This is a genomic window from Enterobacter sp. SST3 (assembly GCF_000286655.1).
In the GTDB taxonomy this organism is placed as follows: domain Bacteria; phylum Pseudomonadota; class Gammaproteobacteria; order Enterobacterales; family Enterobacteriaceae; genus Enterobacter; species Enterobacter roggenkampii.
This window is the reverse complement of the sequence record NZ_ALNS01000005.1, coordinates 47,914-74,731: the sequence shown is the minus strand read 5'-3', so window position 1 is coordinate 74,731 and position 26,818 is coordinate 47,914. Positions and strand designations below refer to the sequence as shown.

The 26,818-nt window shown below is 38.1% G+C and carries 31 protein-coding genes; 20 read left to right on the top strand and 11 right to left on the bottom strand.

What is annotated here, in order from left to right:
• Positions 1-100 precede the first annotated feature (100 nt).
• The 8 genes from B498_RS22045 (at position 101) to B498_RS23060 (ending at position 3,271) form a co-directional block, all read left to right on the top strand.
• Complete coding sequence (locus tag B498_RS22045) at positions 101-313, top strand: helix-turn-helix transcriptional regulator (protein ID WP_008499902.1); 213 nt, start codon at positions 101-103, stop codon at positions 311-313.
• A 19-nt stretch (positions 314-332) separates the two neighbouring features.
• Positions 333-650, top strand: a complete 318-nt coding sequence (locus tag B498_RS18165; protein ID WP_008499901.1) for a hypothetical protein — start codon at positions 333-335, stop codon at positions 648-650.
• 85 nt (positions 651-735) lie between these two features.
• Positions 736-1,032: a hypothetical protein gene (locus B498_RS18170; RefSeq protein ID WP_008499900.1), complete on the top strand. Its 297-nt coding sequence runs from the start codon at positions 736-738 to the stop codon at positions 1,030-1,032.
• A 51-nt stretch (positions 1,033-1,083) separates the two neighbouring features.
• Positions 1,084-1,320: a hypothetical protein gene (locus B498_RS18175; RefSeq protein WP_008499899.1), complete on the top strand. Its 237-nt coding sequence runs from the start codon at positions 1,084-1,086 to the stop codon at positions 1,318-1,320.
• A gap of 54 nt (positions 1,321-1,374) precedes the next feature.
• A complete protein-coding gene (locus B498_RS18180) occupies positions 1,375-1,740 on the top strand; it encodes a hypothetical protein (RefSeq protein WP_008499898.1) in 366 nt (121 codons plus the stop codon).
• A gap of 62 nt (positions 1,741-1,802) precedes the next feature.
• Entirely contained in the window at positions 1,803-2,048 is a 246-nt protein-coding gene (locus B498_RS18185; RefSeq protein WP_008499897.1) for a DNA-binding protein, read from the top strand.
• Between the two features lie 95 nt (positions 2,049-2,143).
• Entirely contained in the window at positions 2,144-2,893 is a 750-nt protein-coding gene (locus tag B498_RS18190) for an EcsC family protein (protein ID WP_008499896.1), read from the top strand.
• 57 nt (positions 2,894-2,950) lie between these two features.
• On the top strand, positions 2,951-3,271 hold the full coding sequence (locus B498_RS23060; protein ID WP_133063761.1) for a hypothetical protein: 321 nt from the start codon (positions 2,951-2,953) through the stop codon (positions 3,269-3,271).
• A gap of 78 nt (positions 3,272-3,349) precedes the next feature.
• On the opposite strand, the gene B498_RS22040 is transcribed toward B498_RS23060, so the two are convergent.
• From B498_RS22040 to B498_RS18215, 5 genes are all read right to left on the bottom strand, one after another.
• Positions 3,350-3,829, bottom strand: coding sequence for a DUF4756 family protein (locus B498_RS22040; RefSeq protein WP_008499894.1), 480 nt, complete (start codon positions 3,827-3,829; stop codon positions 3,350-3,352).
• 215 nt (positions 3,830-4,044) lie between these two features.
• Positions 4,045-4,854 carry a hypothetical protein gene (locus B498_RS18200; RefSeq protein WP_008499893.1) on the bottom strand — a complete coding sequence of 270 codons (810 nt, stop codon included), beginning with the start codon at positions 4,852-4,854 and terminating at the stop codon, positions 4,045-4,047.
• 2 nt (positions 4,855-4,856) lie between these two features.
• On the bottom strand, positions 4,857-5,471 hold the full coding sequence (locus B498_RS18205) for a hypothetical protein (protein ID WP_008499892.1): 615 nt from the start codon (positions 5,469-5,471) through the stop codon (positions 4,857-4,859).
• A 1-nt stretch (position 5,472) separates the two neighbouring features.
• Positions 5,473-5,946 carry a nickel transporter gene (locus B498_RS18210; RefSeq protein WP_229293871.1) on the bottom strand — a complete coding sequence of 158 codons (474 nt, stop codon included), beginning with the start codon at positions 5,944-5,946 and terminating at the stop codon, positions 5,473-5,475.
• A 333-nt stretch (positions 5,947-6,279) separates the two neighbouring features.
• Positions 6,280-7,029 carry a hypothetical protein gene (locus tag B498_RS18215; protein ID WP_008499890.1) on the bottom strand — a complete coding sequence of 250 codons (750 nt, stop codon included), beginning with the start codon at positions 7,027-7,029 and terminating at the stop codon, positions 6,280-6,282.
• Between the two features lie 881 nt (positions 7,030-7,910).
• On the opposite strand from B498_RS18215, the gene B498_RS18220 reads away from it, so the two are divergent.
• The 8 genes from B498_RS18220 to B498_RS18245 all read left to right on the top strand — a co-directional run bounded on the left by B498_RS18220 (position 7,911) and on the right by B498_RS18245 (position 13,178).
• The gene (locus tag B498_RS18220) at positions 7,911-8,243 is read left to right on the top strand and encodes a hypothetical protein (RefSeq protein WP_008499888.1); all 333 of its coding nucleotides are present in this window, start codon (positions 7,911-7,913) and stop codon (positions 8,241-8,243) included.
• Positions 8,244-8,748: 505 nt separating this feature from the next.
• The gene (locus B498_RS18225) at positions 8,749-9,315 is read left to right on the top strand and encodes a hypothetical protein (protein WP_008499887.1); all 567 of its coding nucleotides are present in this window, start codon (positions 8,749-8,751) and stop codon (positions 9,313-9,315) included.
• A gap of 15 nt (positions 9,316-9,330) precedes the next feature.
• The gene (locus B498_RS18230; protein ID WP_008499886.1) at positions 9,331-9,882 is read left to right on the top strand and encodes a lipoprotein; all 552 of its coding nucleotides are present in this window, start codon (positions 9,331-9,333) and stop codon (positions 9,880-9,882) included.
• A gap of 10 nt (positions 9,883-9,892) precedes the next feature.
• The gene (locus B498_RS0121185) at positions 9,893-10,168 is read left to right on the top strand and encodes a membrane protein (protein ID WP_032622721.1); all 276 of its coding nucleotides are present in this window, start codon (positions 9,893-9,895) and stop codon (positions 10,166-10,168) included.
• Between the two features lie 460 nt (positions 10,169-10,628).
• Positions 10,629-10,844, top strand: coding sequence for a hypothetical protein (locus B498_RS18235; protein ID WP_008499885.1), 216 nt, complete (start codon positions 10,629-10,631; stop codon positions 10,842-10,844).
• A gap of 90 nt (positions 10,845-10,934) precedes the next feature.
• Positions 10,935-11,216, top strand: a complete 282-nt coding sequence (locus B498_RS22030; RefSeq protein WP_008499884.1) for a helix-turn-helix domain-containing protein — start codon at positions 10,935-10,937, stop codon at positions 11,214-11,216.
• Positions 11,209-12,309: a reverse transcriptase family protein gene (locus B498_RS18240; RefSeq protein ID WP_008499883.1), complete on the top strand. Its 1,101-nt coding sequence runs from the start codon at positions 11,209-11,211 to the stop codon at positions 12,307-12,309. The genes B498_RS22030 and B498_RS18240 overlap by 8 nt, the downstream gene beginning before the upstream one ends.
• 218 nt (positions 12,310-12,527) lie before the next feature.
• On the top strand, positions 12,528-13,178 hold the full coding sequence (locus tag B498_RS18245; RefSeq protein ID WP_008499882.1) for a hypothetical protein: 651 nt from the start codon (positions 12,528-12,530) through the stop codon (positions 13,176-13,178).
• Positions 13,179-13,255: 77 nt separating this feature from the next.
• Here B498_RS18245 and mobQ read toward each other — a convergent pair whose 3' ends face one another.
• Together mobQ and B498_RS22025 are read right to left on the bottom strand one after the other, a co-directional pair.
• Positions 13,256-14,656: a MobQ family relaxase gene (gene mobQ, locus B498_RS18250; RefSeq protein WP_008499881.1), complete on the bottom strand. Its 1,401-nt coding sequence runs from the start codon at positions 14,654-14,656 to the stop codon at positions 13,256-13,258.
• A 631-nt stretch (positions 14,657-15,287) separates the two neighbouring features.
• On the bottom strand, positions 15,288-16,409 hold the full coding sequence (locus B498_RS22025) for a protein NO VEIN domain-containing protein (RefSeq protein ID WP_008499879.1): 1,122 nt from the start codon (positions 16,407-16,409) through the stop codon (positions 15,288-15,290).
• Between the two features lie 348 nt (positions 16,410-16,757).
• Here B498_RS22025 and B498_RS18255 point away from each other — a divergent pair, with 348 nt between their 5' ends.
• Both B498_RS18255 and B498_RS18260 read left to right on the top strand, forming a co-directional pair.
• Positions 16,758-17,006 carry a hypothetical protein gene (locus tag B498_RS18255; RefSeq protein WP_008499876.1) on the top strand — a complete coding sequence of 83 codons (249 nt, stop codon included), beginning with the start codon at positions 16,758-16,760 and terminating at the stop codon, positions 17,004-17,006.
• Entirely contained in the window at positions 17,006-17,359 is a 354-nt protein-coding gene (locus tag B498_RS18260) for a conjugal transfer protein TraD (RefSeq protein WP_008499875.1), read from the top strand. The genes B498_RS18255 and B498_RS18260 overlap by 1 nt, the downstream gene beginning before the upstream one ends.
• 127 nt (positions 17,360-17,486) lie before the next feature.
• Here the strand turns inward: B498_RS18260 and B498_RS18265 are convergent, their stop codons facing one another.
• Positions 17,487-17,885 (bottom strand): H-NS family nucleoid-associated regulatory protein, encoded by a 399-nt coding sequence (locus tag B498_RS18265; protein ID WP_008499874.1) that lies wholly within the window; start codon positions 17,883-17,885, stop codon positions 17,487-17,489.
• A 183-nt stretch (positions 17,886-18,068) separates the two neighbouring features.
• Here B498_RS18265 and pilV point away from each other — a divergent pair, with 183 nt between their 5' ends.
• A complete protein-coding gene (pilV, locus tag B498_RS22020; RefSeq protein WP_008499873.1) occupies positions 18,069-19,439 on the top strand; it encodes a shufflon system plasmid conjugative transfer pilus tip adhesin PilV in 1,371 nt (456 codons plus the stop codon).
• A 225-nt stretch (positions 19,440-19,664) separates the two neighbouring features.
• Here the strand turns inward: pilV and B498_RS18275 are convergent, their stop codons facing one another.
• The 3 genes from B498_RS18275 to B498_RS18285 form a co-directional block, all read right to left on the bottom strand.
• On the bottom strand, positions 19,665-22,625 hold the full coding sequence (locus tag B498_RS18275; RefSeq protein ID WP_008499872.1) for a type III restriction-modification system endonuclease: 2,961 nt from the start codon (positions 22,623-22,625) through the stop codon (positions 19,665-19,667).
• 9 nt (positions 22,626-22,634) lie between these two features.
• Positions 22,635-24,641, bottom strand: a complete 2,007-nt coding sequence (locus B498_RS18280) for a site-specific DNA-methyltransferase (protein ID WP_008499871.1) — start codon at positions 24,639-24,641, stop codon at positions 22,635-22,637.
• 146 nt (positions 24,642-24,787) lie between these two features.
• Positions 24,788-26,020 carry a tyrosine-type recombinase/integrase gene (locus B498_RS18285; RefSeq protein ID WP_008499870.1) on the bottom strand — a complete coding sequence of 411 codons (1,233 nt, stop codon included), beginning with the start codon at positions 26,018-26,020 and terminating at the stop codon, positions 24,788-24,790.
• A 469-nt stretch (positions 26,021-26,489) separates the two neighbouring features.
• Between B498_RS18285 and B498_RS18290 the strand changes: the two genes are divergently transcribed.
• Entirely contained in the window at positions 26,490-26,747 is a 258-nt protein-coding gene (locus B498_RS18290) for a YjhX family toxin (RefSeq protein ID WP_008499869.1), read from the top strand.
• Positions 26,748-26,818: the final 71 nt, after the last annotated feature.

The following is a 26,818-nucleotide window of genomic DNA, read 5'->3' as shown; positions in this document are numbered from 1 at the left end:
TCCCCCCATTTTTTTCGAAAAACTCTTTTGCCAACATCCCTAAAACGCCATAAGCGAATTCGCTATTATTGTCCTCGTTGAAACAACAGAGGAAAAACAAATGAGAAATGAAATCGCAGGTAAAAGATTAATCCGTGTTCCTGAAGTTCTGAGAAGAGTCGGATTTAGTCGAACCACAATGTATGAGCTTATCAAGGAAGGACGATTCCCGGATAAGGTAATCATAGGGGCAAGATCTGTAGCCTTTGTGGAAAGTGAGATTGATGCATGGATTGAAAATACTATTTTCGATTCACGCAGAAATAATAAATAACATTAAAGAGGAAGCGAAAATGAAAGTGAAAAAAATAGAAATAAATGTTAGTAATGATGATACAAAATACTTTGTTCTGAAAAGTGGCGAAGACTATGACTACTATTTGCGATGTATGCATGAGTATATGGGGGAAAGGTTCTATCATAACCTTGAAGACGATGGTTATATGGAAGGTGTTTTAAAATCAATAATAGAGAATGGTAAGAAAGATTTTAATGAGTTCTTGAAAAAACATAAATATAAAGCATCGATTAAAAACGTATATTTTGATGAAGTGCTTGTCAACCTGAGGCAGATACATCATGTGATGAGTCACTATATTTTACATACATAATCGCTGGCGTCATCTATTGGGCCCCGCAAGGGGCTAATATAAAACGAAATGAATAAAATAAGCATTTAATTATGAGGATATAAGTATGTCTAAAGAAACTGTTATTGAAAATAAATCAACAGAGCTGTTTTATGATCTAGCTTGTAGATCGTTTTCCGCAAGCTGGAATATGTTTATGGAAGTTAATGGCGATGGAGATGTCAATGATTATTTGGATGATCCTGATTTTATGAGTCCATTTATTATTTATGTGATTGACCATATTCAGAATAACTTTGAGAGATTTACCACGCAAGAAGGAAACTGCGGTGATATTAATCAGGTCAACTTTGAACAAGTGGCAGCCCTGCTGGTAGGGTATTCAGAAAACTTTAGAAAGTAAGAACTAATCTTGCCCCGGAAGGGGCCAACTATAAACAATAAGGATAAACAGATGAAGAATGATATGACAGTAATCGTAAGTATGTTATGTGAAAAAACACCTGAAGTGATGAGTCTTATCCGAGAAAGCTTGGATATTTTTATCGCATTAAGAGGTAGCTCGGTCGAAGAAATCATGAATGATAAGACCTTGTTAGATGATTTAAATCGTTATGTAAATGAGACACTGTATGATGAGATGGATCTGGAATATGGTTCTGTAATCATCAAAATAGTATCTAATAAATAGTATTAATACCTTCTAGATATTTATCAAATATTTAACTTAATAAAAGGAATCAGTATGAAAGAGATTATTTTAAATGAAAGTAATAAAATAGCGGTAAATCTTATCACAAATGTATTACAGGGATATTGCGAAACGATTTATAGCATCTCTGAAAAACAGCTTGAAACAGCAATGAATATTTTAACAGGGGAAATGTTATCAGAGATACTTTATGATGTTTTGATTGCCTGTGAAGTTGAAGACTATGTTAAAAGTGGAAGAGGCAAAGATGTATCTGAGATCAATATGGATGAGTTAAAGGAAACGATTTTATACTGGCATAAAGAGCATATCATTGAACTTGTACTGAAAAACATAAAACCGGATGATGCTGATCAGCGTATTTACTGGAAGTTAAAAATGACTGTTAATCAGTTTTGAAAAATGGCAATATTCCCTCGTGCAGAGGGAAATAATCCTGTAATGAAACGGAGATAACCAATATGATTGATGAATTCCATGTTATGTATATGTATAAAAAAATCCAAGCTGAAGCTGCGATGACAGATATGAAAACGCTGGAACAGCTTTTGAAGAAGTTCCGCCAAGTTGTCGCGGAGCGCCGGGAAGAATACTATCAGGAGATTGGTGAGAAAAAGGCTCAGAAATTGAGAGCCAAGAGATTACAACAGTTGCTTGAGAAAATGGGGCGTGATCGTGTATCACCGGAGGATCTTATAGGTCAATGACACTTTACAAGATCGTGTGTGTTTTATTTTTAATGCTAAAGTTTTATCTGTGATTGCCGATATTTATCCTGATTATTATCTTTTCTGAGGTCATTATGGATTCTGACGATAAAAAATCAGGTAAATTTTCAGGTGCAACGGCCGCTTTTGGGGCATTAGGCAGCATCGGTAAGAAAGTTCTTGCAAAGAAAGACACCGCCAAAAGTGAGGATGGTGAAATCACTGAATCAAAAGTTATGCAGGTACTGGACTGGGCCTATGATAAAGCCTGTAATGGTGTTGTAGGTTTGGATTCGGCGCAAGAGCTTGCTGCACCATATTTGAATGATGAGGGAGAACTTGTTGATAAGGTTAATGCGTTAATACGATGGCAGAATACAAAAGCGGGAACATCAGGCTTTATCACCGGCCTTGGTGGGATAATAACGCTCCCGGTTGCCATTCCAGCTAACATTTCAAGCGTCATATTTATACAAGTTCGTATGATCGCAGCAATTGCACATATGGGAGGATATGATTTAAAAGATGACCGTGTTAAGACACTTGTATATACCTGTTTAACCGGAAATGCTGCGAAGGATATAGTGAAAAATATAGGTATAACAATTAGTACAAAAATGACAAATACCTTAATAAAAAATATTTCTGGTGAAACAATAAAAGCTATAAATAAAGCGGTAGGATTTAGGCTTATAACTAAGTTTGGGCAAAAAGGTGCTATTAATCTTGGTAAAGCAATACCACTAGTTGGTGGTGTCGTTGGTGCTACATTTGATAGTGTATCCACCAATACTATTGGGAATATATCCCGTAATATTTTCATTGAAGAAAAAATACCTGAATGATGTTTGTATGATGATAATTTTAGTTCTGGTTTTTAACTATTTTAAATAGGTCGTGAAATGAAATCTTTAGACCGAGATTTAGCAAAAAAATTAATAAGAGCTGTAGGTGCGGAATATGAGTATCAGGTATCTGGTAATCCTCAAGATGCAGTTTTTGATGTTTACTTTGCTAGAGAAAAGCACGGTATCGCATTTCAAATTAGACATTCAACACATCCGTCGGCACAAGATGGCGGATGGCTACAAGTGCACCACTATGAGGGAGAGCCTGCGGATTGGGGACCTGCATTACATTCACTGAGAACAATGGGTGATGTAGTTGCATTTTGCCAAACGTTGATAACGTTCTCTCAAATAAAATCCAAAAGGCAAGCGTAGATAAATTACACTGTTATTCATCTGGCATATATTAAGTTCATACTTGGTAAATGCCAGATTAATCCTGAACTAATGCATTTAAAAAGACATTTTTCTTCTACTTTTATTTGAGGACTCAAAATCTAATGAGATAGAAGAAAGCTGTTCAAGACTCAGCTCAACAGAGCGCTGGAACGCAAGTGCGGCCTCTGTACGTTGTTTTATCACCAGAGCAATGATTTCGGCATCACTTTTTTCTTCAATGGCTTTTCTATAAAGTATTCGTTCATTAATTAAATCAAAATTTCCTGATGATTTAGCAGCGGTGTTAGCTGCTGAGTAACTTATAGGATTAAGCTCACCAATAAAGCTATTCAAAAGAGATTGTCTTTTCTTATCCAGTCTGCGCAGTGTGGTATGTGCAGACCTATATTTGTTTATTTCATATGAAAATGCATCATCATCACGTAGCTTACGGTATCCAGTTCTATATTCCTCCATTGATGGATGATTTTTGAGTTCTTCAATCGTATTAAAATATGCTAATAAATCACTGTTGTCTAATTTTACTTTTCTCATATGTACTTCGTTAATACATAGTGGATATATTTATATGTTAAGGTATATAGAGAAGGTGTAAAACTATCATGAAGTGATGTTTGTTTTTTTATTTAATGTAAAAAAGAAAACGACATCACATAAGGATATGTAAGTATACTCTAACGACAAAATAACACGGTTAAGAAGATACTGCTAAAACTCATAGCCCCATAATAAAAGAGGCTATGAAGTTATTAATTAATGTCTTTATGTTGTAATACTATTTTTTCTTCGTGTTCACCTTTGAGTATCAATGGTGAACTTACATTGGAAATATGAAAACGTTCTAAGTGATTTTCGATAAATTTCTGACCTTGATTTGTAAGTCTGTCAATGCTTTCATTAAGATTAACAATATCTCTGTTCAGTTCCTCTAAAAAACGAGTCGATGTTGTAATAATATTTCCCATCTTGGTATCTACTGCTTTAATAAGAATATCTTTAGCTCGTTCATTATTACCGAATTTATCTTCAATTCTAAGTAAGTCGGTCATTGCTTCTTCGATTGCTTTATCCTGAAGCTCTTTATACTGAATGGTTTTTTCGTAAACTAGCTGTTGAGCGCGTTCTTTGAGTTCGAGTTGCATATGACCGATAGCATTAATAGTCTCGACATTCAATTTAGTGAGTTGTTCAAGATAAAGAGCGATTGCTGCAGTGGTTCGCTCCATACGCTCAAATTCTTTCTCTTTTTTCCATTCTTGAATTTCTGCGACAGCCATTTCAATTTCACGAACCCGGCGGACTTCAAGATCAATTTCAAGCACCTTTTCTTCAGTTCTTAGTTTGTGTTCAAGCTCAAGTTCTTGAGTTTTGAATTCATGCTCAGCTCTAGATTGAGCTGTTAATGTATCCATATTACGTTGGTGATCGGAGTTTTGACTTGATTCATGTCTCTCATATGCTCTTTCTTTAAGTGGTTCAGAAGCCCAGTCACACAAAACTTCAATTGGTTTACTGACACAACTAATCAGAGCATTGCCAAGATTACCTAACCAACCCATTATTATTCTCCCGATAATTCTTTGAATTTTCTTTCAAAAAGAACTTGCTCTTTTCTTCGTATGTAATTTATTTCTTCAACTCTATCTTTATCTTTCTCAAAGACTGAGAATAATTTTCCAATTTGATCTATTTTATCATTAAGATAGAAAACATCTAGGCTAGATGTTTTTTTAGATTGTCTGAAACTTACAAGTTCTTCAACTATATATTTCAACATTTTCTGTATATTCGCATTGTCAATATCAATAACATGCTTAGATATTTTTTCTAAGTTGTCATTTATGAAAATTGAATATTCCCTTTCAAAAGATAGAGTTAATAGGTTTTCATTTTGCTCATATTGGAAGAAACACGAATATAGTTGTGGGCTTTCGTTGATACTGCGCAAAACAAGGTCTTTCCTTGCTTCCCGTAAGGCCACTAAAAACTCTGTCAGCGGTTTTTTCATTGATTGTTGATTAATCGTACTTACGGCCAATTTTTGATTTATAACTAAATAAAAAGTGCTCAATAAGGATTTAAAAGCGCTATCATATAACTGATCTGTTAAAATTTTATGCTGCTTAATTAAGCATAAGGTATTAATTAACAGCCTTATTTGAACACTTTTTGACATTTTAATCTCCAGAAGATAAGGCTGGTTTATGTAGTTTAGCTTCTGAACGAATTTTCCCTATAGTATCAAGGGTGTTTTCTTCAATTAAACTACTGCTAAGGTCTAAACTTTTAGTGTAGCTTTCGACAAGTTCTTTTAACCATTTTGATGCAACTGAACCGTCAACTTGAGACTCGCTGAGAGTCTGTGAAACCTCTTTTAAAGTCTCAGAAAAGAATTTTGAACGTTCTTTACGCAAATCTTCTTGCAACGTGCTTGCAAACTTTATTTCTTCTTTGTAAGACTTAATAAGTTCAAGATAATTTTTCTCAAAGCTATATAATACTTCGAGCTTATTTTTAAGACTCTCGAGACTAATGTAGTCATTAAGCTCTTTTTGTAATGTTTCTGTCAGTTGTTTGGAAATGGTGTCATCCACACCTGATGCTTGTACAGCAGATGATATCAACTGAGCAACGCCGTTCATTTCTCTCATAGTTGTTCCTGTTTGTATTACTATCATGATTTCTCACATTATCATATTATAGAAGTGTTGTACTATTTATACAGGCATATGTGAAAAAAAATCAAAGAAAATATTGGCTTTCTCTCTTCTCGGATGTTAGGTTATCAGGATTTGGTTGGATTATACGTTCGAAAGCGGGGTATTGTTACCTTGACACAACTTGTTCGTCTCGATTTTTTTACAACTTGTATGTTGTTAATTTAGTTGTACTAAAAACATTGTGTTTACTTAACTCAAATTAGTAAGTGAGCTGTCCTATGTACTAGTCAGTCTTAGAACAGGCATCACACATTTAACATTCTGTTAATCAACGGATAGTTTTTCAGCACGGTATAAGCACATATCAACGTTAGCTAAAGCTACTCTTGCCGCTTCATTTTCTTTTGTTCTTTTATATACCTTTCGTGGCTTATCGATCTGGACACTGTTTTTAGCATTAGGAACAGCATTATTTTTCTTCTTCTTGCTAAAAACAAAGGCATCTGTATAGATCTCTTTATTTTCAGTTTCCAAAGATAAGTTTCGTCTTTCTTTCTGTGAAAGATCTGCATAATACTCTGGATATTGTTCAATATCAGCATTGAGGCTTTTTGCATTACTCAAATGCTCTTTACGTTTTTCATCAAGTTGATGACTCATACCCTTGGCAAAAATATTAGAGTTGATATACAGGTGTCCATGATGTTCAACGAGAATACCTTTTTGTTTTAGCTTTTTGAATATGTTTGACATATTACCGGATGCGATACTCAACGCTTTACAGAGTGATGACTGTGAGAGGTTGATTAGGTTTCCAAACTCCATATATTCTAAGATATAAGTCAACACGCGGAATTCATTCTTAGATATATCCAGATCAGAAAAAACACGAAAGTTTGAAGTAAAAGCAAAAACATAAGGCTGTGCAAATGAGATCGCTTTATCTTCTTCTGTTGCAATAACGGTGGTTGATTTTATATCTTTGTTTTGTAGCAAGTGTCTTGCGATATCAATCTTTTGCTCTGTGGTTAATGTTTCAAATAAGCGAAGTAGTTCAGTGTCATTAGTATTCATATTATTCTCTCTTATAGTTTTTATTATGCCTATTTAATACTATGCAGAAAAATGAAAGTCAATAGTTAAACTATAAATAAAATAGAACTTTTATTATTATGATGTTGCTATATGTTAAAAAAACTATGTTTAAACATAGATTCCGCTATGTTTAAACATAGGAGATTTCTATGTTTAAACATAGGTATCTGCTATGTTTAAACATAGGAAAAAAAGGTGTGAAGCCCCGATTTTATTGGGCTGGGATAGTGCTTATAATTAAATAATTAGTAAGAAGTTAAGAGAGTCTAGTTTTCCTTTTATCTTATGTGCAGAGCGTTTTACGTAAAAACATATGGTTTTCTTGGGGTGTATTTTCAGCGAAGTGATTGTATGAAACAATCACGCAGCGCTGCTGATGTTTTATGAATACTATAATTGTTTTACTTTTAATTTAATGGCGGCTACGCCGCAATTCTTTATGGATAAATCCATCATTAACAGGGATGAACCCTGTTTCAGCAATGTGATTGTCTTGAACAATCACTAAGTGCTGCTTCTATGAATATAGATTTCCTATGCGTTTAAGAGCAAATGCTATATGTTTTAGTGCTAATACTGTTATGAAATATAGGATCAAAAATATTTAATCATGAATAAAAGAATAGATGTTGATCCTTTTGGCTTTCCCCTAAAACATAGAAAAGACCATTGTTAAATCGTTAAATATATTTTACAGCGTTAGGGCGTAGCCGTGCGTCAGCACATGAGCTTTAGCTCATAAGAGAAATATCTTTTCAAAAGAATAAGAAAAAACAGGTAAAACGTTTATTAAATGAGTTAAGTTTGATTTTTACCGATTCGATATGGTATTAAATAATAAAAAAGAAGGAAAATAAAGAATGAACAACATTAAGATTATTACGCTCTTTCATACAAATAAAAAAATACCATTTATGACTTGTATTGTTAAAGATGTTGAAGAAAATGAACAAGGAATAAAACTCACTTTGCAAAATGGTGATAATATCCATGTCAAAGATTATGACTATTTCTTCTTATCAGAATCAGCACATGAGTGTGATCAGGAACGAATGATTGATACATACAGAAGATTGATTTCTGAACTGAGCCAAGTTAGCGAAGAAACAATAGAGTCCTTAGTTCCGAAGATATCGAATAATATGAAAACCAATTTCCCGGCAAGCGGTGTGAGTGCTTTGGAAGATGATTGAAAAATCTGAATGGTAGCAACCATTCCATATGAAACAGCATATTAAAACATGCGTTGCATACAGATTTTTGCAACACCATATCTGAAGATGGCTACGTTACCTGAGATCTAACAATCCCTGTCTGCGTAATGGTCGACAGGGTATTACCTGTTCCGACCTATACCTTTCTATCTCCATCCATGTGCAAACAGCTACTGACATGGCTCTTCGTGCACATTACACCACTTATTGATCGATATTAAAGATCAATATATTACATTTGATAGGTTCCAGCTATCGAATGGGCATCAATTGATCGGTATTTTAATTGCTTATATCGATCAATTGTGTATTTATGATAGTTTTAATCTATCATATGATTTGAATTCGATCGATACAAACGATATGACGAACAGAAAAATAAATTGAATCCTATCAATTGATTAATGCTTTTTTTCAGCCCAGAGAGACCAACCTATGGGTAGGGCTGTCTTTGACATAAAGTTTCCACACATTGGGGATAGATATGAAATTACGGATAGTGATGCCACTGGTGCTGTCTGCTGCCGCACTAACAGGATGCCAGCAACTCAACGATGGCGTGAATACAGTTAATGGAGCAATCAATTCTTCGTTGTCATCAGTAAACAAAGCACTGGGGGCAACCGCCACCACTCAAAGCCTTGGCCCGGTATCCTCTGTATCTGGCCTTGGTGCTGTTTGCAAAGACTATGAAGAAAATGCAATGGCAGCAGAAAAGAAATGGACTGGCAAAAGGATCGCTATCACCAATGCCACTGTTCTGGAAGTTACGAAGGGGAGAAGTGCCAGCGACATGATGACGGGAATGCCTAAGTCAGCCCCTAACTATTACCTCTTATTTAAAACCTCTGATACCAGCTACTGCGGCGGGATGGTCTGGCTGGATTACTACTCTGGTATTGATGATGCCGTTCTTACTTACAAGAAAGGCCAGAAAGTCAGCGTTACCGGAACGATAAATAATTTCGAAGTCCGTGGGTTCGCTACCGTCAACAACGCCGATATGCCAGTTCGTCTTGTTGTTCTGAGATACGGCACAATCAATCATTAATTCTGGGATAACACTATGCGTAAAATTTTACTCGTGGCGGGTCTTGCTGTTCTTGTATCGGGATGCGGTGAAAAAGGCGATTTTAAGAAAGCGATCAACGCGAAACTATCACAATCAAAGCTGTGCTACTCCCTGCAGGACAACGACATTGTATTCAATAAAGGTTTTCCGATTAAGGTTAACCGTGGCTACCGTTCTGCCGGATACAGTGCTAGTGATGAAATCCTTAAGGGACTTGTTGAACAAGGGCTGCTCACTGTTTCACAACAGGCAAATGGCTTTAGCAGTGTTGATGTTCTGGAAGTAACAGACAAGGGCCAAGAAGTTGAGTTTTGGGACCGTGAGAAAGGTGCTTGTGTAGGTCATCGGGCTGTTGCTGAGATAAAGGAATGGACCGAACCGGGAAACGGAAATCAGAAAGTTGTTCGCGTGTCTTATATATGGAAGTTGGCGGATGTTCCTTCATGGGTGGACAAAAAAGCGTTCTCCAGCGTCAAGGGCATGAATGAACTTGAAGATGGCATGATTAATCTTGTTAAAACCAGCAATGGCTGGAAAGCGATTTAAGGGGGCTATTATGGAAAACAATACAATCCAGTGTCCGTTTTGCCTGAAAGAGAGCCAGCGCGGTGTGCATGTTTGTACTGGCTGCATGGCGACTGTTTTATATGGAGCTTACCCCAGCTGGTATGCTGCTATTGCTATCTTATTGTCCTTCGGCTTGTCTGTACTGATTGGTATGTCTACAGGCATGGCAGGGGCTGCTATCAGCCTACCGATAATTGCAGCTGTTGGGTTTGTCGCTGGCAAGGCGATCTTCTCTGATAATGTTGTGTTCAGGAGGAGGATGTAAAACCCCCCTTACTGTAAGTGCAAAAAAACCATGTCTGCGGATGTAGATGTGGTTTTTTATTGCATAATAAATAATTTTATATTCCAAAATGATATATGTGATATGTTGCCTGTCAGGCAACACTTGGCTATTATCAAATCATGGACGAACGAACTCGTTTGTCTTTGCTCTTTAAAAAACCTCTAGGATCGGTAAAGGACTGAGTGAAATTTTCAGTCAACCATTTCTCCAATACGAGACGTGGCCCATGTCCCTCTTCATTGTGATCGTAACTTTATGCGAAATGTATGTAGCAATCGTATATCTACGATACGGCATTGTTTAATGCTGAAATGGCGGGGTATCCAATCAGTTGTGTTGGATGGGTGTTGGCTGGCTTTGTCTACGGTGTGCAACACGATCCACAGGACATTTTGGCGGGGATGCAAGTTGCATCGTGTTGTTAAAATGAGAGGTTTTTATGAAAGATGTTTTAGACACTTTGCGCCGAGTGCGTGAGAAGAGCAAACACACTGTAGACAATAGCTCTTTGAAAGAACTGGATGATGCAATACAAGCCCTTGAAGAGAGAATCAGGGAAAATTCAAAAGGCTGGTCTGCCTTAGATTATCTTCCCTATGTTGCTAGGATCTTGGCTGTAGTTAAGTTTCTACACGGTGATTCTGATATTCATTGATTTCTACCTACTAAGGAGATTTGTTATGTATCCATCTTCATTTTTTGAACGAGCAGCCAGCCATGTCAATCCCATTATCTGAGGTACATTATGTTAGATATTGGTTCAACCATTAAACTATGCCGTGAAGCACGTAAACTCACACTACAAGAACTATCCGATAGAACGGATTTAACTAAATCTTATTTATCTCGTATAGAAAACAATCAAAGAGATCCTACTATTACAGCGTTAGAAAAAATATCATTAGCGCTACACATTCCACTAAATATCATTATCCTTCTTTCTGAAAGTGAAGAGGCAAATGATGAGTTTTCTGATATCAATAATATGCTCAAAAAAACTATAATGGATACATTAGTTAATGCATAAAAATTGGAGTTATTCAAATAGGCCACTTGCTAATATAGAGTCTCTATTCAAAATGCTAGAAACAAACGAAGAGAGGCTCGCTTATGTTTTAAAAAACAAAAAGAGTTATTTCAAAACGGTACCAGTAATAAGGAAAGGAAAAAAAAGAACGACGTATAAAGTAGTTGGTGAGTTATTAAGAATACATGAGATTATTAAACAGCGTGTTTTTTCGAAGATATCACTCCCGGAGTATATTACCGGAGGCAGGAAAGGAGTCAGCTATTTAGATGATTGTATATCCCATTGTAATAAGTCAATTATCATTCAAGAAGATATGAAGGATTTCTTTCCTTCTATAAAAGAAGAACTAATAGCTAAAGCATTTCAATATTACATGAACTTCTCTCCTGAAATTTCATCATTAATAGCCAAGCTATCAACACTTGAAGGTTCACTTGTTCAAGGAACTAAGTTAAGTACTGACATCGCCAACTTGATATTTTTAGAAGAAGAGACTCTTATAAGTGCTGAAGTCGGAAAATTAGGTGGAAACTACACGAGATATGTCGATGATATAACTATTAGCTTCGAATCAGAAGTTAATAATGAAGATATTTCAAAAATAAAGACAATGATTTTGTCAATGGCGCTCAAAAGTGGGGTTAGATTAAATAGACAGAAATCAAAAATTTTAAGGGATAGTCATTCCAAAATCGTACATGGTGTAAAAGTAATCAAAGAGCTTAGGCCAACACAAAAAAGAAAAGATAGTATAAGAATGTATCTTTTCAATTTGAAGAAAAAAGTAATTGAAAAAGAAAACATTATGGATATTCTTGCATTGTATTTTAAAATTAGAGGATTAATAAATACATTAAAGCAGCAAGGCGATAAAAATCATGCAGAGTATATAAAACAAGCTAATCTGCTAGTTGCTGCTGTTGATAAAAAGGATGCAATAAAATCAATCAGGGAGATGAGAAAAGTTAAGGATATCAGGAAATTAAGAACATTATATTCAAAGTTAAAACCATTAGGTAATTCATCTAAAAGTGTATCTGCCATTTTGGATGTTGAATATAAAACCTGCAAATGTAAGCTAAATAGCTAACTGATCGATAAGTTATGGTAAATTAGATTATTTATTAACACGATAACAGTATGGTCTCAATCGTGATGAATTACAAATATTGCTCATTTTTCGTCATTTACGGGCGAACTATAGATCCAGTTCGCTTAATAAAAGATGTGGTTTTTATCTACATGTTTATCATGTTCAATGCCAGTGGTATAATGTTTCATTAACCGAGGTTTTTATGGTGAATAAAAATGAATAACAGACTTAATCAACTATATATCAAAAATAATGATGTTCTTAATGAATATAGTAAAAAACATTCAGATAAAAATCTACATGGACCACTTCTTTTAAAGATCAGTAAGTATTCATCTCAGAAAATAAAGTTGATGGTTATTGGGCAAGAGACGTTCGGCTGGAATAAATCTCCCTCTATAGTAGATCAGCAAGCTACTTATCAAAAATTCAATTTTGGAGAATCATACTACAGCAGTGCTTTTTGGAATGTAATTAGGAAAGTGGAAAGAGCACTAAGTATTGAGCCATATGCTATTGCGTGGTCAAATCTTAATAGATTTGATGTTGATTGCGGCTCACCAGATCGGACAGAACTTGCACAGGATATTGCTTCGCTAGACTATCTCGTTAAGGAAGAGATTAGTATTCTTAAGCCCGATGTATGTATATTTTTTACAAATCACAAGTATGATAAAAGACTGAAAGATTTATACCAAGATCTGGTTTTCAATAATATTGATAGAATGCCAAAGAAACATTTTTCAAGATTACATCATCCAGATCTTCCGAAGTATACGCTTAGAGCGCCGCATCCTAGAACAATCAGAACGCAGCGATGGGAAGATGATTTTATTATGGCTGTTTCACAATTTAAAAATGGTTGATTAGCAATTTATTATTTTAATAACACATGCCATGAAAAAAGGAGATATTGGATGTAATTATTATCTCTTTTTTCTTGTTATCTATGATTTGGCGGTTTTAAACGCGGTATATATTTTCTTTTGCTTTCAGACTGTATGGGAGTAATTAGATCTAGACTAATATTATGTTCTGTCTGATCGAGTTTAGGACGACTTGGAAAACGCCTGACCTCATCAGGTGTTGGTTTATAGTCATCCTTGTTAAATCTGGCACGCCTTTCATACTCAGCGCGTGGCACATAGATGCCCTGAACCTCATCGAAGACATAGTTTTCAGCGATACGTTTATCATGTTCGGCATCCACTGAAACAGGGGTCGGTTTCTTTCTGGCCCAGATGTATTTCTCTTTTATATATCCAACTACCAACAGTGTGAAACGTTTGAAAATCCCGTCCTGACGAGGTTCAACATTCTTCCTCTTAGCTTTAAAAGGAGCGCGTTTAATCGCTCTTGTTGTTGAAGAGGATGGGTTTTTCAGTGTAGTGCGTGTATGAAGTGCTGGGGCAACCAGAACAGGTTTTTTCGAGTCTGAAGATGAAGCTCTCCCGGTATTATCCGGGATAACAATTTCTTCAGGTTCAGCCAGTGCATGCACTGTAAAGCTGGCAACATCAACCACAATGTCTAATGGTAAATCCTTAAAGGCAAAGTAGGCTTCATCAGCTTCTTTTTTCTGCTCATCACGTATGGCTTTCTCTGCAGCACGTTGTTCCTGAGCGGCTACAGTACCCCAGCGATCACGAGGGATATGAAGTATTGGATCACGATTCGTTTCAATAGCTTTAGCAAGCCAGATAGCTTTTTCTTCGTTTGTAGCAGCAGCCGTAGCCTGTTCAAGAGCTTCTTCATACTGAACCCTGATAGAACGGTGATCAACGCGTTCATCATGACCATACAGCTCAAGGAACCCATTACAGATGTTCTGCCAGCCTTTACGCCAGCTATCAAGGGTTTCAGGCTTATCCCACTCACGGACCTTTTTACCAAAGCCGGTAGAAAGAATCTCACGGGTTGTTCCCATGATATGGATATGCGGGTTATGACCATTAATATCGTGGATAACAACATCTGCGATGATGCCTTGCTTGGTAAAGTGCTCAAGAACAAAAGCTGCTGTGAGTTCAATGTTCTGTTCTGGTGTTAGCTCGGCAGGGAGGGCGATTTTAAACTCTTTGGCAAGACGGGCATCTTTTCTCTTCTCTGAGGCTTCAACAGCATTCCAGAGTGTTTCACTGTCAACAATCAGGTCAGGTGGCGTGTTGTCAGGAGCAAAAATCTGCGCAAAGGCAAGGTCCTTTTTATGTGCTGTTTTGCGGCCACACACTTCACCCGTTCTGTTATCGAAGAAAACTTTACGGTGACGATATGCAGCAGAGTTAACCGAAGACTGACCTTCGCCTCTGCTGATGTTCTCCATTTTAAAACTGTATATCGCCATCCAAATATTCCTCAATGCCAAATGCTGCTTTTCGTTTTACGTAAGGAAAACGCTGGGGTTGACGTTGACCTTGATTTTGTTTCCGAAGGAAACGGTTTTAGCCTGCGGCAGGCAACCGTCGGTAGACCCCACGGCATTAGAGCGAAGCGATAATGCGTAAGTGGGCATTGCTTTATTTTTTATCGCCATAAATGGCTCAAAAATAACGGCAATGTATAAGGCTTTCCTTTATCAATTAATACTAAATATATGAATGATTGTAAAACTAACCGCCGAATTAAGCGGCGCTATCTGGATGAAAGGGCGAAGTATTCCGCAATATTACCGAGATGGGGTTTAGATTGTGTCCGAAGGACAAAAAGAGTGTTAATTTATCCCGCCGTAAGGCGGGAAAAGACTAAACCACATGGAATAGATTGGTTTATTGATAGTTCTCCCTGTTGCACAATTCACAGGTTACGATATGAAATTAGAGTAAAAAATCGGAAGGTGAAATGAAAACCACTAACAAACAAAAATAAGTAACGCGGAGAGGATGGGGTATTAAGTGGAGGGTTGTTATGTATGCGCTGTTTGTATATTTTATTTTCTCTCCAGCGCATTAATATGCTTACTTATCAGTCTGGGTTTATTATTGTTTCAATTTTTTTAACTTGAATTTTATAGGGCTTAATTCAAACTCATTCATGAGTTGTTTCAAACTGTACTCCTGTACTGTATCTACTTGAGTATTGGAAATAAAAGTAACAAACTTTAGCAATGAATTGGATTCATTTTCTTGAAAGAATTTAACTTGTCGTGAAGAAATGTAAATGTTGCTTTCATTCATACTCCGACTTGATTTTACCTCAATGAAATATTCTTGTTTACCATTCGGTGTTATACGAACTGATTTTATATCATATGGTGATTGCGGATCGGATTGTGATACCCATTCAACTTCACTTACCGGAATGCCATTTTTAATGGCATAAGAAACTTCCTGTTCATATATGAATTTCTCTCCTAAAAAGCCAACTTCTTTATCTGGAGGGATATTATTCCATCCAGAGTTTGAATTAGCATGTTTTTTTTGTTGAGAGTTAATTTTTGATGAAGGAAGGGAATATCTTCTTTGTATAGCGTCCAGAACAGATATTTCGCGCTCTAAGATAATTGATTCTGAAACAGTTGACACTGATAATCGATTTTTCGCACCTAAAAGAGCTGCTTCTATGATATTGGCTGCATGCTCTTCAGTTATGTAGCGTAATCCATAACCCCAAGATGAGTATTCAGGAGTATAAATGCCATCCTTGAAATCGTATTTTATGGTAGGGGTAATTAATGTGGTAAACTCACTTGGAGCTTCAGCATGATAATGGAACTGTTCAGCACCTTCAATTTTTTCTATATCATTACGAGCAATTGAGTCTTTTCCATTAGAGACGAGTCGTGCTGCGGCATGAACACCAATTATGCTTGATGGCATTTCTTTATCATATTTATAAGTAAAAGAAAAAAATACAATCTCTTCATCTAAATATTTATCACTGGGTATGCAAGTTGGTGGTAAATATATTTTTGTCGGTGCATTACTACGGACTGAAAAGTTTAAACACTCGTGAAAACCGGCTCCTCCGATACCTTCTTCATGGAATAAATCCAGATACTCCATATATTCTTCAGGTGTTGGTGCTTTCGAGTATTTTAAGTATGGTGCAAGTGATTTTCTATGATCATAATGAATCTTAATGGCAACGAATTTTGTCATTGATAACCTCACATATTATACATTGTTTTGAAAATTTATCAGTATTAACAGATTCAATAAGGTATTGGTCATTGTAACTCCCAATGTTACATTAACTCAAGCATGATTTGCCAAAATAAATAATTTAATATATAAGAAGATAAGGACGTGAAATAAAAGAGGTGAATATGAATATCGGTGAGTTGTGTGAGTCAGAAATAATACTGATCTGTGTCAATGCTGCATTATGGACTATTAACATTGGTTTTATAAGTATTTGGGTTGTCAGATAAAATATAACACCTTACTTATTGATTTATCTGTAAATTATGTTAGTACATAATCAGGAAATCAATAGAGGGAGGTTTTATGTATAAAAATAACGATGAAGCCATCGATCTTGAAGCAAAACGATTACTTGATAATGGAATCTATACCGATTTGGAAAAAGCGTATAGTGAAGCAGAAAAGATTATCACAGAAATAAGAGTTGAATTTAAAAAGAAACAGGAAAAGAAAGAATTCCGTTCCCGTATTAAATCAATCAAACGAGCACTTTCAGATGATGAGTTCAGAAATAATGTTCCTTATAATCATAGAAATCAATGGAGTAAATAATGAGTGATGATGAAATACAAAATACCTATCTAACAGGTAAAGCTTTTCAGGGTGATAAAAGCAGAGTAGAAATAAAGAAAACACTTGAGCAAAAAATTGCGGGAGCACAAAATAAGCTCAATTATCTTAAAGCAAAAGAAAAGAGAGATAACAAAAAAGAAAATACCCGACAAAAAATAATTCTCGGTGCAGAGGTTGCCAAGGTTTTAGACTGTGATATAAGTGAGGTAGATAAACAATTACTCTTTGGTATACTGTTAGAAGTTCCATCCTTACATACACACGATATCGAACGGTATAAAGTAAATGGACAAATCTATATTGAAAGAGTCCTCAAAAAATTCAGGCCATAAAATCATTTCACGTCCGAACAGCTCTTCAGCTTAAAACTTGTTTTAGGCTGGGGAGCTGTTGAGCAAGCCCCAGAGGGCGCGGTAGCCAATTTTTACTGCCATCCGTGGCAATAAATCACAACCACACTCAGATGGCAAAGTCTTCAAGAGCTTTACCACCTTCCAGTGCAGCAGCAATCGCTTTTGGTGTACGACCCTGACCTGTCCACGTCTTTTCATCGCCATTTTCATCAATGTATTTGTATTTAGCAGGACGAGGAGCACGAACAGCAGCCGGACGGGAAGATTTAGGACTAGCCAGCAGTTCTGATGGGTCAATACCATCTCCAAGCAGTTGTGCACGCAGCGCTTCAATTTTGGCCTGACGTTCAGCATTTTGTTGCAGTGCAATTGATTCTTCTTGGCGTCGGTCTTCAACAATAGCAGTTAATTTTTCCAGCATCTCTTCCAGAGTAGCCAGACCTGTTTCTCGTGCCTGTGCGCGAAGGGTACGAATGTTATTAAGTGTTTTAATAGCGTCAGTCATTATCTTTTATCCTGAATGTTTAAGATCATAAGCAGGATAACATACAAAGGACGATAATGGATAAAATTACGCCTCCTAATTTTTATTGTTAACGGTTTTTTATGGATTACATCTTAACCAACCTTGACCTCTTTTTTATTTTTGTTAATTGATACGTACGTGAAATAAAAAAGGACGATGAAAATGAAAAAACAAAATAAAAAAGGGTTCTCTTTGCTGGAACTTGTTTTGGTGCTGGGTGTGGGTAGTATGATGGCGTTTATGCGCTTTCAGGATATGAAGAATGAGCAAGACACGGTGATTGCTAAGGCTGTTGGACAACAAATGAAACAGATGGGGGAGGCGGTCAATGGTTATATCAATATCCGCTATGACAAGCTTTCTACGCTGACGGCGAGCAGCAGCCAGTCAAGTGATCCGGGTCCAAGAACGTGTGATAGTTCTGGTTGTGAAATCACTTACCAGACACTTATTAATGAAGGATTATTGCCAGTATCATATACCGGGGTAAATGCCCAAAAATCATCTTATAAGATACTGCTAAAACGTACAGGAACCACACCTAACTATGTTATCAATGGACTTATTACAACGACTTTACCTTGGAGTGAGGGTGGTAAATATCGCTACGACTTATTAGGGAAGGCTATGCAGGAAGCCGGTATTGATAGCGGAATGACACAATCAGCAACTGTGGCATCAGGGCTGCAGGGGGCGTGGAAAGAAACATCAACAGATTACAGTAATATCAACAGTGCAGGTCTTATGGCCTATCGTGTTGGATATGATTCAGCGATGTATTCTGTTTACTTGCGTCGTGATGGGACACTCCCTATGACAGGTGATCTGAATATGGGTGGGAATGACATTAATAATGCGAAAGATATCACCGCAACAGGAACTACGACTTCTGGCATATTACATTCAACAGGTGATACTAATGTTGGTGCAAATCTGAATGTTTCAGGAAATACTCAGGTAAATGGCACAATAAACTCAAACAATACGGTATCAGGTGCAACAATCACTTCCCGTGGGGAAACTTACACTCAGAACTGGTTCAGAACATTGGGTGATACAGGCTGGTACAGCCAAAAATGGGGTGGTGGCTGGTATATGAGTGACAGCTCATGGATCAGAGCATACAGTAACAAAAATGTGTATACAGGTGGACAAATCAGAGGTGGTTCTGTTCAAGCAGATGGAAGACTCACAGTTGGTGAATTTGCCCAACTAAATGGAGTAGCTAATGCCGGGGCTAGTTGTTCCCCTAATGGCTTACAAGGTAGAACGGCAGCAGGACAAATCTTATCATGTGTTAATGGTGTGTGGGCCTCATCTGGCGGTAAACCGAGAAAATCGTTTTATTATTATTCAAACTATAATAACTCATACAATTATTCCTATATTGGTCAGCATGATGTCTGTGTATCTATTTATGGAAATGAAAATGATCAAGACGATACTTGGAGAGGGGTTGAGCAATACGCGACTGATTTGTGGAGAATAACAGTCAAAAATGGTAGTGAAATGGCGCTGTGCTTAGATTGGTAATTTTTATATATTCATATCTGTTTGTTTTATTTATCATTCAAAAACCAATGCTATATTGATTTATTGTTTACTATAAGGCAGGGGGAATAAATTACATCTTGTAAAAAATAAATAAAACATATTTTGAATGGGAGCCATTTTTCCTAAGTATGAGGTTCTGTATTCACTCCAGTGGAGTGTTCCCTTAGAGGGAACGCAAAGGGCCTTTCGACCCTTTGTTATATTCTAGCTATTGCTCATAACTTCATTTAAATTTGTGGCTCGCATATATCTTGCTGGATTAACTTTTAGCTCTTCAAGTGCATCAAAATGAGCAGTGCCACAAGCTATTTTTGCATCCTCTTCATTGCTAAGTCCGATATGCTTACTTTTTGTTTCGACGACAAAGTAAATATGTTCTTCGCCATTGTCCTCAATAACTAAGGCCCAGTCGGGATTATAAGTTCCTAACGGTGTTGGGATTTTAAACCAGCCGGGAAGCTTCACATAAAGCTTAACTTCATCCTGTTCTTCGAGTTCCTGAGCGAAACGATTTTCAACATCAGAATCTTTAGGAACATATTCGTAAACTGATTTAGATGAGGTTTCAAATAGATTTCGAGCATATCCTGTAAGTTCTTTATCTATAAACAGGCTTTGTGCATATACTTCACCTTTCAGTGGATAGTATTTAATACCATCAACAATCGACAGGCGTTTGCAGTAGTTGATGCGGCCTATGGCTTCACTGATAAATTGCTGCGGATTTTTAGCAAAATCAGCGAGTCTTCCACTTTCTTTCAGGATGGCACTTAAACTGCGTCTTGTCAGTCCTGTTTTTTCCTGCAGCACACCAAGAATATCAGGCAGCGGTTGTTCAGCAACATCAATAACAGCGCTTGTTGTCCCATTCGACTGAGCTTTGACATCAAGGCCAGATTGACTTTGTTTGATTGTAGCCTTGCTAAAACTAACCATCGCTTTTGCTACAGGCGGCATCTCAGAAAGTGATTTCGTACAGGATGTAAGCAGTACATCTTCATCAAAGGCCAGACGGTAAAGTGTTTTTTGACAGATTCGTTGCCATAAGGCCTCAAACTCAGGGCTGTTTATGACTTCCTTACGGTATTTTATTATTTCACGATCATCAGCATTATTAATATTCAGGCGTCCTGCTGATTTACGAAGGATCGCTTCAATTTGTTCCTGCAGTGATGCGAACTTGTCGGTTATAGCAAAAGAACCTTCGAAAAGGGCTTCTTTCAGGAACTTGGTTATTTTTCCTGATGTTTCCAGATGTCCTTCTGTCTGCAGACTTGACCAGATTTCATGTGAACCAGTGATACCTACTGGCTTTGCCGTAACTGAAAAAATCAAATGTGCAAACGCTTCTTTTTCGATGATACCGAAACGGATACCTGTTTCATTCTCAATTTCAGTCTGTAATCGTTCAGCGTAGGATTCATATTTTTCGCTGGCAATAACAGTCAGAATGTTAATATTATCATCACGAACACGCTCACCTTCTTGGTTAACGCACAGGCGAAGACCACGGCCTAATGTCTGACGGCGTTCACGTTCACTACCCATTTCACGCAGGCTACAGATCTGGAATACATTGGGATTATCCCAGCCTTCTTTTAATGCGGAGTGTGAAAAAATAAATCTAACCGGATTGGAGAAACTCAAGAGCTTCTCTTTATTTTTCATGATGAGATTATAACCACGCTCAGCATTTTCACGACCTGCATTATTGCTTTCGCTTGTTTCAGCCCATGCACCTTTTTTATCGATGGAGAAATAACCATCATGAACGTCTTTCGCATGTTCTGGGTGAGAAGGGATCAAATCTTTATATGCAGGGCTTTTAATAGCTTTGAGGTATTCTTCTTCAAAAATACGAGCATATTCACCCGGTTCACGCTGTCCTTCTTCATTGAACTGGCGGTAGAAATCAACCTTATCAATGAAAAACAGAGTAAGGACCTTGATTTGCTGATTGTTGAGACGCAGTTCTTTATCCAGATGTTCACGGATTGTACGTCTAATCATATGACGCTGGATGAGCATAGGGTCAATATCACCAACAACATCACCAACGTTCATATAGTAGGTGTTTGATGGTGTTTCGAGTGTAAGATAACCCTCTTTACCCGTACGGATCTCACTGATTCGGTAACCTTGGTAAATATCCCGTCCCGTTTCATCGTCGAGCGTTGTGCCATCATAAACTGTAATTTCTGTCCGGTTCACCACGCCTTTTTTATCAGCGACATCAACAAGAACAGTAGCATTGATGGCGTTTTTCTTACTGTTGATGCTTAGCAGCTTAACATAAGGGCTGTTACTCGCATTCTGGACTTCAAGCCCGGCAACTTCGATCTGTTTGACCAGCTTTTGATTGTAGGCATCAATAGCGTCGAGGCGATAAACCATATGATGTTTATGCACATGTGTTGCTGAATAGCGCAAGGTAAACATTGGATGCATGGAGTCAAGGGCGGTTTTACCCGCACCGTTTAATCCACCATCAACACTTTGAGGCTCATCGACGATGATTATCGGACGTGTAGCCCGGATAAGATCGATAGGTTTATCCAGATCGTCAACGGTCGTTTTTTCACTGGACTGATAAAGTTTGTTAACTTCTTTTTTGTTAATTGCACCAACAGTCATCACCATGATCTGCATAACAGAACTGGTCGCAAAATTACGGACATCGGCAGGTTTCGCAGAATCATACAGGTAGTATTCGTATGGAATACCCGCATACAGGCTTTTGAAATGTTCTTCAGTGATCTGTAGCGTTTTATAGACGCCTTCCTTAATAGCAACGGAAGGAACCACAATAATGAATTTACTCATGCCATAGCGCTTGTTCAGCTCCAGCATAGTGCGGAGGTAAACATACGTTTTACCTGTCCCTGTTTCCATCTCGACAGTAAAATCATGACTGTCGAGAGTTGGTGAGGGGGGTAGCTGGTTTCTTAACTGAACATTGTTCAGGTTTTTCAGCAGAACATCATTTTCAGGAATTTTGGGGTTCACAGGCATTGAACCTGTTGCACCTTCAAATGAGAGTGCACCCTGTGCCGGGGCCAGCACAGTCATTTCGCTTTCCCATTTTTCCTGACCTTCAAACAGATCGCAGACTGATGTTATAGCATTGTGTTGATATTTAAGGTCAGATTCAAAATGTAGTTTCATCTCAATCCCTTAAAGGCTATGCAGGTTAGTCAGGCCCTGCTGTTCCAGAATGGCGCAAAGATTTGTTTTAGCAACGTTATTTTCAAATGCATCATCAAGGAAATAGCAGACAGTATCCTTGCCAGCCTTTAAACTCTTATGCCAGTCGATGATCCCCTTGGTCAGTTCTTCGACTGAAGATGCAGGGATTTGCTTAGCAAAGCAGGTAAACAATTTGCCACCGTCAACACAAGAAACGGTTAATCCATCAAACTGCTGGGTTTCAACGTTAACACTCAGATCAATGCCACGCTTAAGTATTAATTCAGCAAGTAGGTCTTCTTCACTACGGCCTTCAATAATTGGGCTTATATAGGCATCAAGTTGTAGTGAAAGGCTTTCCGCTGTTGCTTCCCAAGGCCGAATATTGGATGTGTCAAGTTTAAATACACGGAACCCAATGTCACCATTCCAGTCTGGATTATCTTCACTAACCTTTTTACCTGCACGGCGTAGGCGCTCTTTTGTGATTTCAGCAATATTTTTGGGTGTGCCCATACGCTCACAAAAATTATAAGCTATTTCTTGTTCTTTATTTTTATGATTAAAAGGTTCCGGTAGTTGAACTAAAATAAATCGGCGATTAACATGATCTTTTGCATTTTGCAAAAAAACTGAATGCCCAGATGTGCCTGAGCCAGCAAAAAAATCAACAATTAAATCATCTGTATTACTTAAATAAGCAATTAAAGATTTAATGTCATTTACAGGTTTAGGGTGAGAGAAAACTCTTTCACCATCAAATAATGTCGAAAATTCATTGGCAGCAGTTTGAGCATAACTATAATGAACAGAAGTCATTACTTGATTACTATTTTCAAACAGATTGGTCCGAATTCTCGGGACTGTTTTTTCATCATCTCCAAATACAATCTTACCTTTTTCGTACTCTTCCCAAAAGCGAGCTTCTGTTGGGTATCTCCAACCACTGGTTGGTAATTTACATGGTTTTCCGGTTGTAGGATGAACTATCTCATACGTTGGACCATTTCCACCGGGCCAGTTAATATTACCATCATCTCTATATGGACCTTTTTCATCTATTTTAGTAAACCTTTTAAGTGGTGCTCTCGGGTCATCTTTAGAAATTGATTTATAGTAATCAAAAACATCTTCCTTAATTAGATCCCAATTGTCACCATGTTTTAATTTTGATTTATTAAATAAATCTTGGAGATAGTCAACACCTTCTTTTGCGCCCCTAAAGATAATTTCGCTGTCCGTTAAATAAGACTCATTCCGGGCATAAACCAACATGTATTCATGTCCGACGGAAAAATATTTTGCGTCGTTTTTTCTATTTCTATCCCAAACTAATGTAGCTAGGTAATTCTCTCCTCCAAATATTTCATCAAGAGTGATTTTGATATTGCTTAGTTCTGAGTCATCAATGCTTATTATAATTACCCCATCATTCCTAAGTAAATTTTTAGCAAGTTTTAATCTGGGGTAAATCATATTTAACCAGTCAGTATGATAACGCCCACTGGTTTCTGTATTTGTGCTTAGACGTGCCCCGTCTTCTGTTTGTCCAGTAAGTTCGAGATAATTTCTCATATTATCTTGGAAGTTATCAGGATAAACAAAGTCTTTTCCGGTGTTATACGGTGGGTCGATATAAATAAGCTTTACTTTTCCAGCATAGCTTTTTTGAAGGAGTTTTAACACTTCAAGGTTATCGCCCTCAATCATAAGATTTTTGGTATTATCCCAATCAACACTTTCATCTTTACATGGGCGTAAGGTGCCGCGAGAAGGGGTGAGAGCAAGCTGGCGAGCCTGACGTTTACCATGCCAGTTCAGGCCATAGCGCTCTTCTTTTTCGTCTACATTTTCACCCAAAAGCTGCTTTAAAACATCAAAATCAATGTTTCCTTCATTAAATGCTTCAGGAAACAATGATTTAAGCTTGCTGATATTATCTTCAGTGATATTCATTGATTGTAGTTCTGCCATATCAGAAGTTATTTTGATCATAAAAGTTTTCCGGCATCTGCTCGCAGTGAGCTTTCATTCAAATTTGACCAATATTCTACGGGATGAATGAGTGGTCATCAACCATAGATGGTTTTTATTCATATAAAAAACAATAAGTTGCATACTTTCAATGTGAGGTTAATCAATTAGTTAGCATTTGTGCTTGAACAATACCCCGCCCACTCATCCATCAACGCCACCCGCTTAGGCCACAAAGTTCCCCGCTGATAAGCAGCCTCTGCTTTATCTGCCAACTGGTGAGCTAACGCATGTTCAATAACTTCACGTTGATGATCGGTTGTTTCACCAGCCCAGTCACGAAAAGTGGAGCGGAAGCCGTGTTGGGTTAAGCCTGTATGGTTCATACGCTTTAAGACTGCCAGCAATGACATATCTGATAACTGTCCACCGCGTGGGGCAGGGAATACAAGGTTATTGTCCTTAAAGCGGGGTAAAGCCTTTAACAACGCTACTGCAGCATCAGACAGCGGCACACGATGTTCTTTACTGGCTTTCATTCTGCTGGCGGGAATGGTCCACGTTTTGTTCTTAAGATCAATTTCTGACCATTCAGCACCCCGGACTTCACCAGAACGGGCAACGGTCAGGATTGAAAACTCAAGTGCTCGTGCTGAAATGCCTGCTCGCTTCTGCAGTTCGGTGATAAAAGGTTTGATCTCACTATAGGGAAGTGCTGCATGATGTTTTTGTTGCTGAACCTTACTTGGCATTGGCAGCAGGGGCTTAAGCATACCTTTCCATGAAGCAGGGTTATCGCCTTCAAAATATTCTTTCGCCTTGGCGTAATCAATAATGGCCTCAATACGACCACGGAGACGACTGGCGGTTTCGTTTTTTGTTAGCCAGATTGGTTCAAGTATTGCCAGTACATCAACTTTCGTAATTGCGCTGATGGGCTTTTCACCTACAACAGGGTAAGCATAGGCTTCAAGTGTTGAACGCCATTGTGCAATGTGTTTCTGGTTTTTAAGTTCCTTGGCCTTAATTTCGATAACGTCTTCAGCGCATTCGGCAAAAGATTTTTTCTTATGAGCCAGTTTTTCTTGTTCTGCTCTGGCGGCGTGTTTTTCTTCAAGTGGATTAACACCATTACGGACTTGTTTACGCAGCTCACGAGCCTTATCACGGGCGTCGGCTAAGGAGACTTCAGGGTAGGCACCAAGTCCCATATTTAAACGTCTGGGGACTGTTCTGCCCAATCCGTTTACTCTGACTCCCATTGCAATACAAAGTATCCACGAACGGGACTGACCCCGGACCCGGAGATATAAACCGTCAACCCCTCCAACCGCATAAGAGCCTTCAGTTTTTAGCTTGGCAACAGCCAGTCCGGTGAGTTCTTTGGCTTTCTTTGGCATATGTTAAATCCTGTCATACAACCCGCCATGCATAAGGTACTGCATAAAATGTCAGATTTTTTCGGATGGTGCAAGACGTCCTCGAACAATCGATTTTGACAACATATTGTTTATTAATGGTAAAAACGGACGATTTCTGACATTTTCGGACATTAATTTGGCGGACTGCGCTTCCGCCAGATATAAACCCCAGGTTACTTGTGAACCTGGGGTTTTTCTTTTGGATTAGCCGATCCGGCTCACATTTTTAAGACCCGGTTATTTCCCTGTAAAACCCCGGCGTTATCATTCACCCCGTAAATACCTTTTCATCGCTTACCGAGGCTTTGATGCTGGAGAATGTTGTCATCAGATAATCAGCTTCCCGCCCTTTTCAGGACGGACTGGTTATCGCTGCGCTTAAACCTTACGCACGCACCTGCGGGTGTGGGCTCGTTTTTACGCATGATGATTACACAGGTTTTCCAGTATGAATTTATCCCGTCAGGAACAACGTACCTTACACGTTCTCGCCAAAGGTGGACGTATTGTGCACGTCCGCGACAGTTCTGGCCGCGTCACGTCCGTTGAGTGCTACACCCGTGAAGGGCTGGTGCTGAGCGACTGCACGCTGAACGTCTTCAAAAAACTCCGCGCCAAAAAGCTGATCCGATCCGTGAACGGGCAGCCTTACCGCATCAACACCACCGGGCTGAACAACGTTCGCGCCCAGCTGGATAATCGCTAAGCGGAATAAACAACGCCACCCTCGGGTGGCGTTCATGCATTGAGCGGGATATCGTGGCGTAGGCCGGGTAA

Coding starts and splice junctions, on each gene's coding strand:
- B498_RS18180 (WP_008499898.1), top strand. CDS start 1,375: ATGAAAGAGATTATTTTAAATGAAAGTAATAAAATAGCGGTAAATCTT.
- B498_RS18220 (WP_008499888.1), top strand. CDS start 7,911: ATGAACAACATTAAGATTATTACGCTCTTTCATACAAATAAAAAAATA.
- pilV (WP_008499873.1), top strand. CDS start 18,069: ATGAAAAAACAAAATAAAAAAGGGTTCTCTTTGCTGGAACTTGTTTTG.
- B498_RS18165 (WP_008499901.1), top strand. CDS start 333: ATGAAAGTGAAAAAAATAGAAATAAATGTTAGTAATGATGATACAAAA.
- B498_RS18285 (WP_008499870.1), bottom strand. CDS start 26,020: ATGCCAAAGAAAGCCAAAGAACTCACCGGACTGGCTGTTGCCAAGCTA.
- B498_RS18245 (WP_008499882.1), top strand. CDS start 12,528: ATGAATAACAGACTTAATCAACTATATATCAAAAATAATGATGTTCTT.
- B498_RS18290 (WP_008499869.1), top strand. CDS start 26,490: ATGAATTTATCCCGTCAGGAACAACGTACCTTACACGTTCTCGCCAAA.
- B498_RS22025 (WP_008499879.1), bottom strand. CDS start 16,409: ATGACAAAATTCGTTGCCATTAAGATTCATTATGATCATAGAAAATCA.
- B498_RS18190 (WP_008499896.1), top strand. CDS start 2,144: ATGGATTCTGACGATAAAAAATCAGGTAAATTTTCAGGTGCAACGGCC.
- B498_RS18175 (WP_008499899.1), top strand. CDS start 1,084: ATGAAGAATGATATGACAGTAATCGTAAGTATGTTATGTGAAAAAACA.
- B498_RS18230 (WP_008499886.1), top strand. CDS start 9,331: ATGCGTAAAATTTTACTCGTGGCGGGTCTTGCTGTTCTTGTATCGGGA.
- B498_RS22030 (WP_008499884.1), top strand. CDS start 10,935: ATGTTAGATATTGGTTCAACCATTAAACTATGCCGTGAAGCACGTAAA.
- B498_RS18235 (WP_008499885.1), top strand. CDS start 10,629: ATGAAAGATGTTTTAGACACTTTGCGCCGAGTGCGTGAGAAGAGCAAA.
- B498_RS18265 (WP_008499874.1), bottom strand. CDS start 17,885: ATGACTGACGCTATTAAAACACTTAATAACATTCGTACCCTTCGCGCA.
- B498_RS23060 (WP_133063761.1), top strand. CDS start 2,951: ATGAAATCTTTAGACCGAGATTTAGCAAAAAAATTAATAAGAGCTGTA.
- B498_RS18260 (WP_008499875.1), top strand. CDS start 17,006: ATGAGTGATGATGAAATACAAAATACCTATCTAACAGGTAAAGCTTTT.
- B498_RS18275 (WP_008499872.1), bottom strand. CDS start 22,625: ATGAAACTACATTTTGAATCTGACCTTAAATATCAACACAATGCTATA.
- B498_RS0121185 (WP_032622721.1), top strand. CDS start 9,893: ATGGAAAACAATACAATCCAGTGTCCGTTTTGCCTGAAAGAGAGCCAG.
- B498_RS18225 (WP_008499887.1), top strand. CDS start 8,749: ATGAAATTACGGATAGTGATGCCACTGGTGCTGTCTGCTGCCGCACTA.
- B498_RS18185 (WP_008499897.1), top strand. CDS start 1,803: ATGATTGATGAATTCCATGTTATGTATATGTATAAAAAAATCCAAGCT.
- B498_RS22040 (WP_008499894.1), bottom strand. CDS start 3,829: ATGAGAAAAGTAAAATTAGACAACAGTGATTTATTAGCATATTTTAAT.
- mobQ (WP_008499881.1), bottom strand. CDS start 14,656: ATGGCGATATACAGTTTTAAAATGGAGAACATCAGCAGAGGCGAAGGT.
- B498_RS18200 (WP_008499893.1), bottom strand. CDS start 4,854: ATGGGTTGGTTAGGTAATCTTGGCAATGCTCTGATTAGTTGTGTCAGT.
- B498_RS18240 (WP_008499883.1), top strand. CDS start 11,209: ATGCATAAAAATTGGAGTTATTCAAATAGGCCACTTGCTAATATAGAG.
- B498_RS18205 (WP_008499892.1), bottom strand. CDS start 5,471: ATGTCAAAAAGTGTTCAAATAAGGCTGTTAATTAATACCTTATGCTTA.
- B498_RS22045 (WP_008499902.1), top strand. CDS start 101: ATGAGAAATGAAATCGCAGGTAAAAGATTAATCCGTGTTCCTGAAGTT.
- B498_RS18280 (WP_008499871.1), bottom strand. CDS start 24,641: ATGATCAAAATAACTTCTGATATGGCAGAACTACAATCAATGAATATC.
- B498_RS18255 (WP_008499876.1), top strand. CDS start 16,758: ATGTATAAAAATAACGATGAAGCCATCGATCTTGAAGCAAAACGATTA.
- B498_RS18215 (WP_008499890.1), bottom strand. CDS start 7,029: ATGAATACTAATGACACTGAACTACTTCGCTTATTTGAAACATTAACC.
- B498_RS18210 (WP_229293871.1), bottom strand. CDS start 5,946: ATGAGAGAAATGAACGGCGTTGCTCAGTTGATATCATCTGCTGTACAA.
- B498_RS18170 (WP_008499900.1), top strand. CDS start 736: ATGTCTAAAGAAACTGTTATTGAAAATAAATCAACAGAGCTGTTTTAT.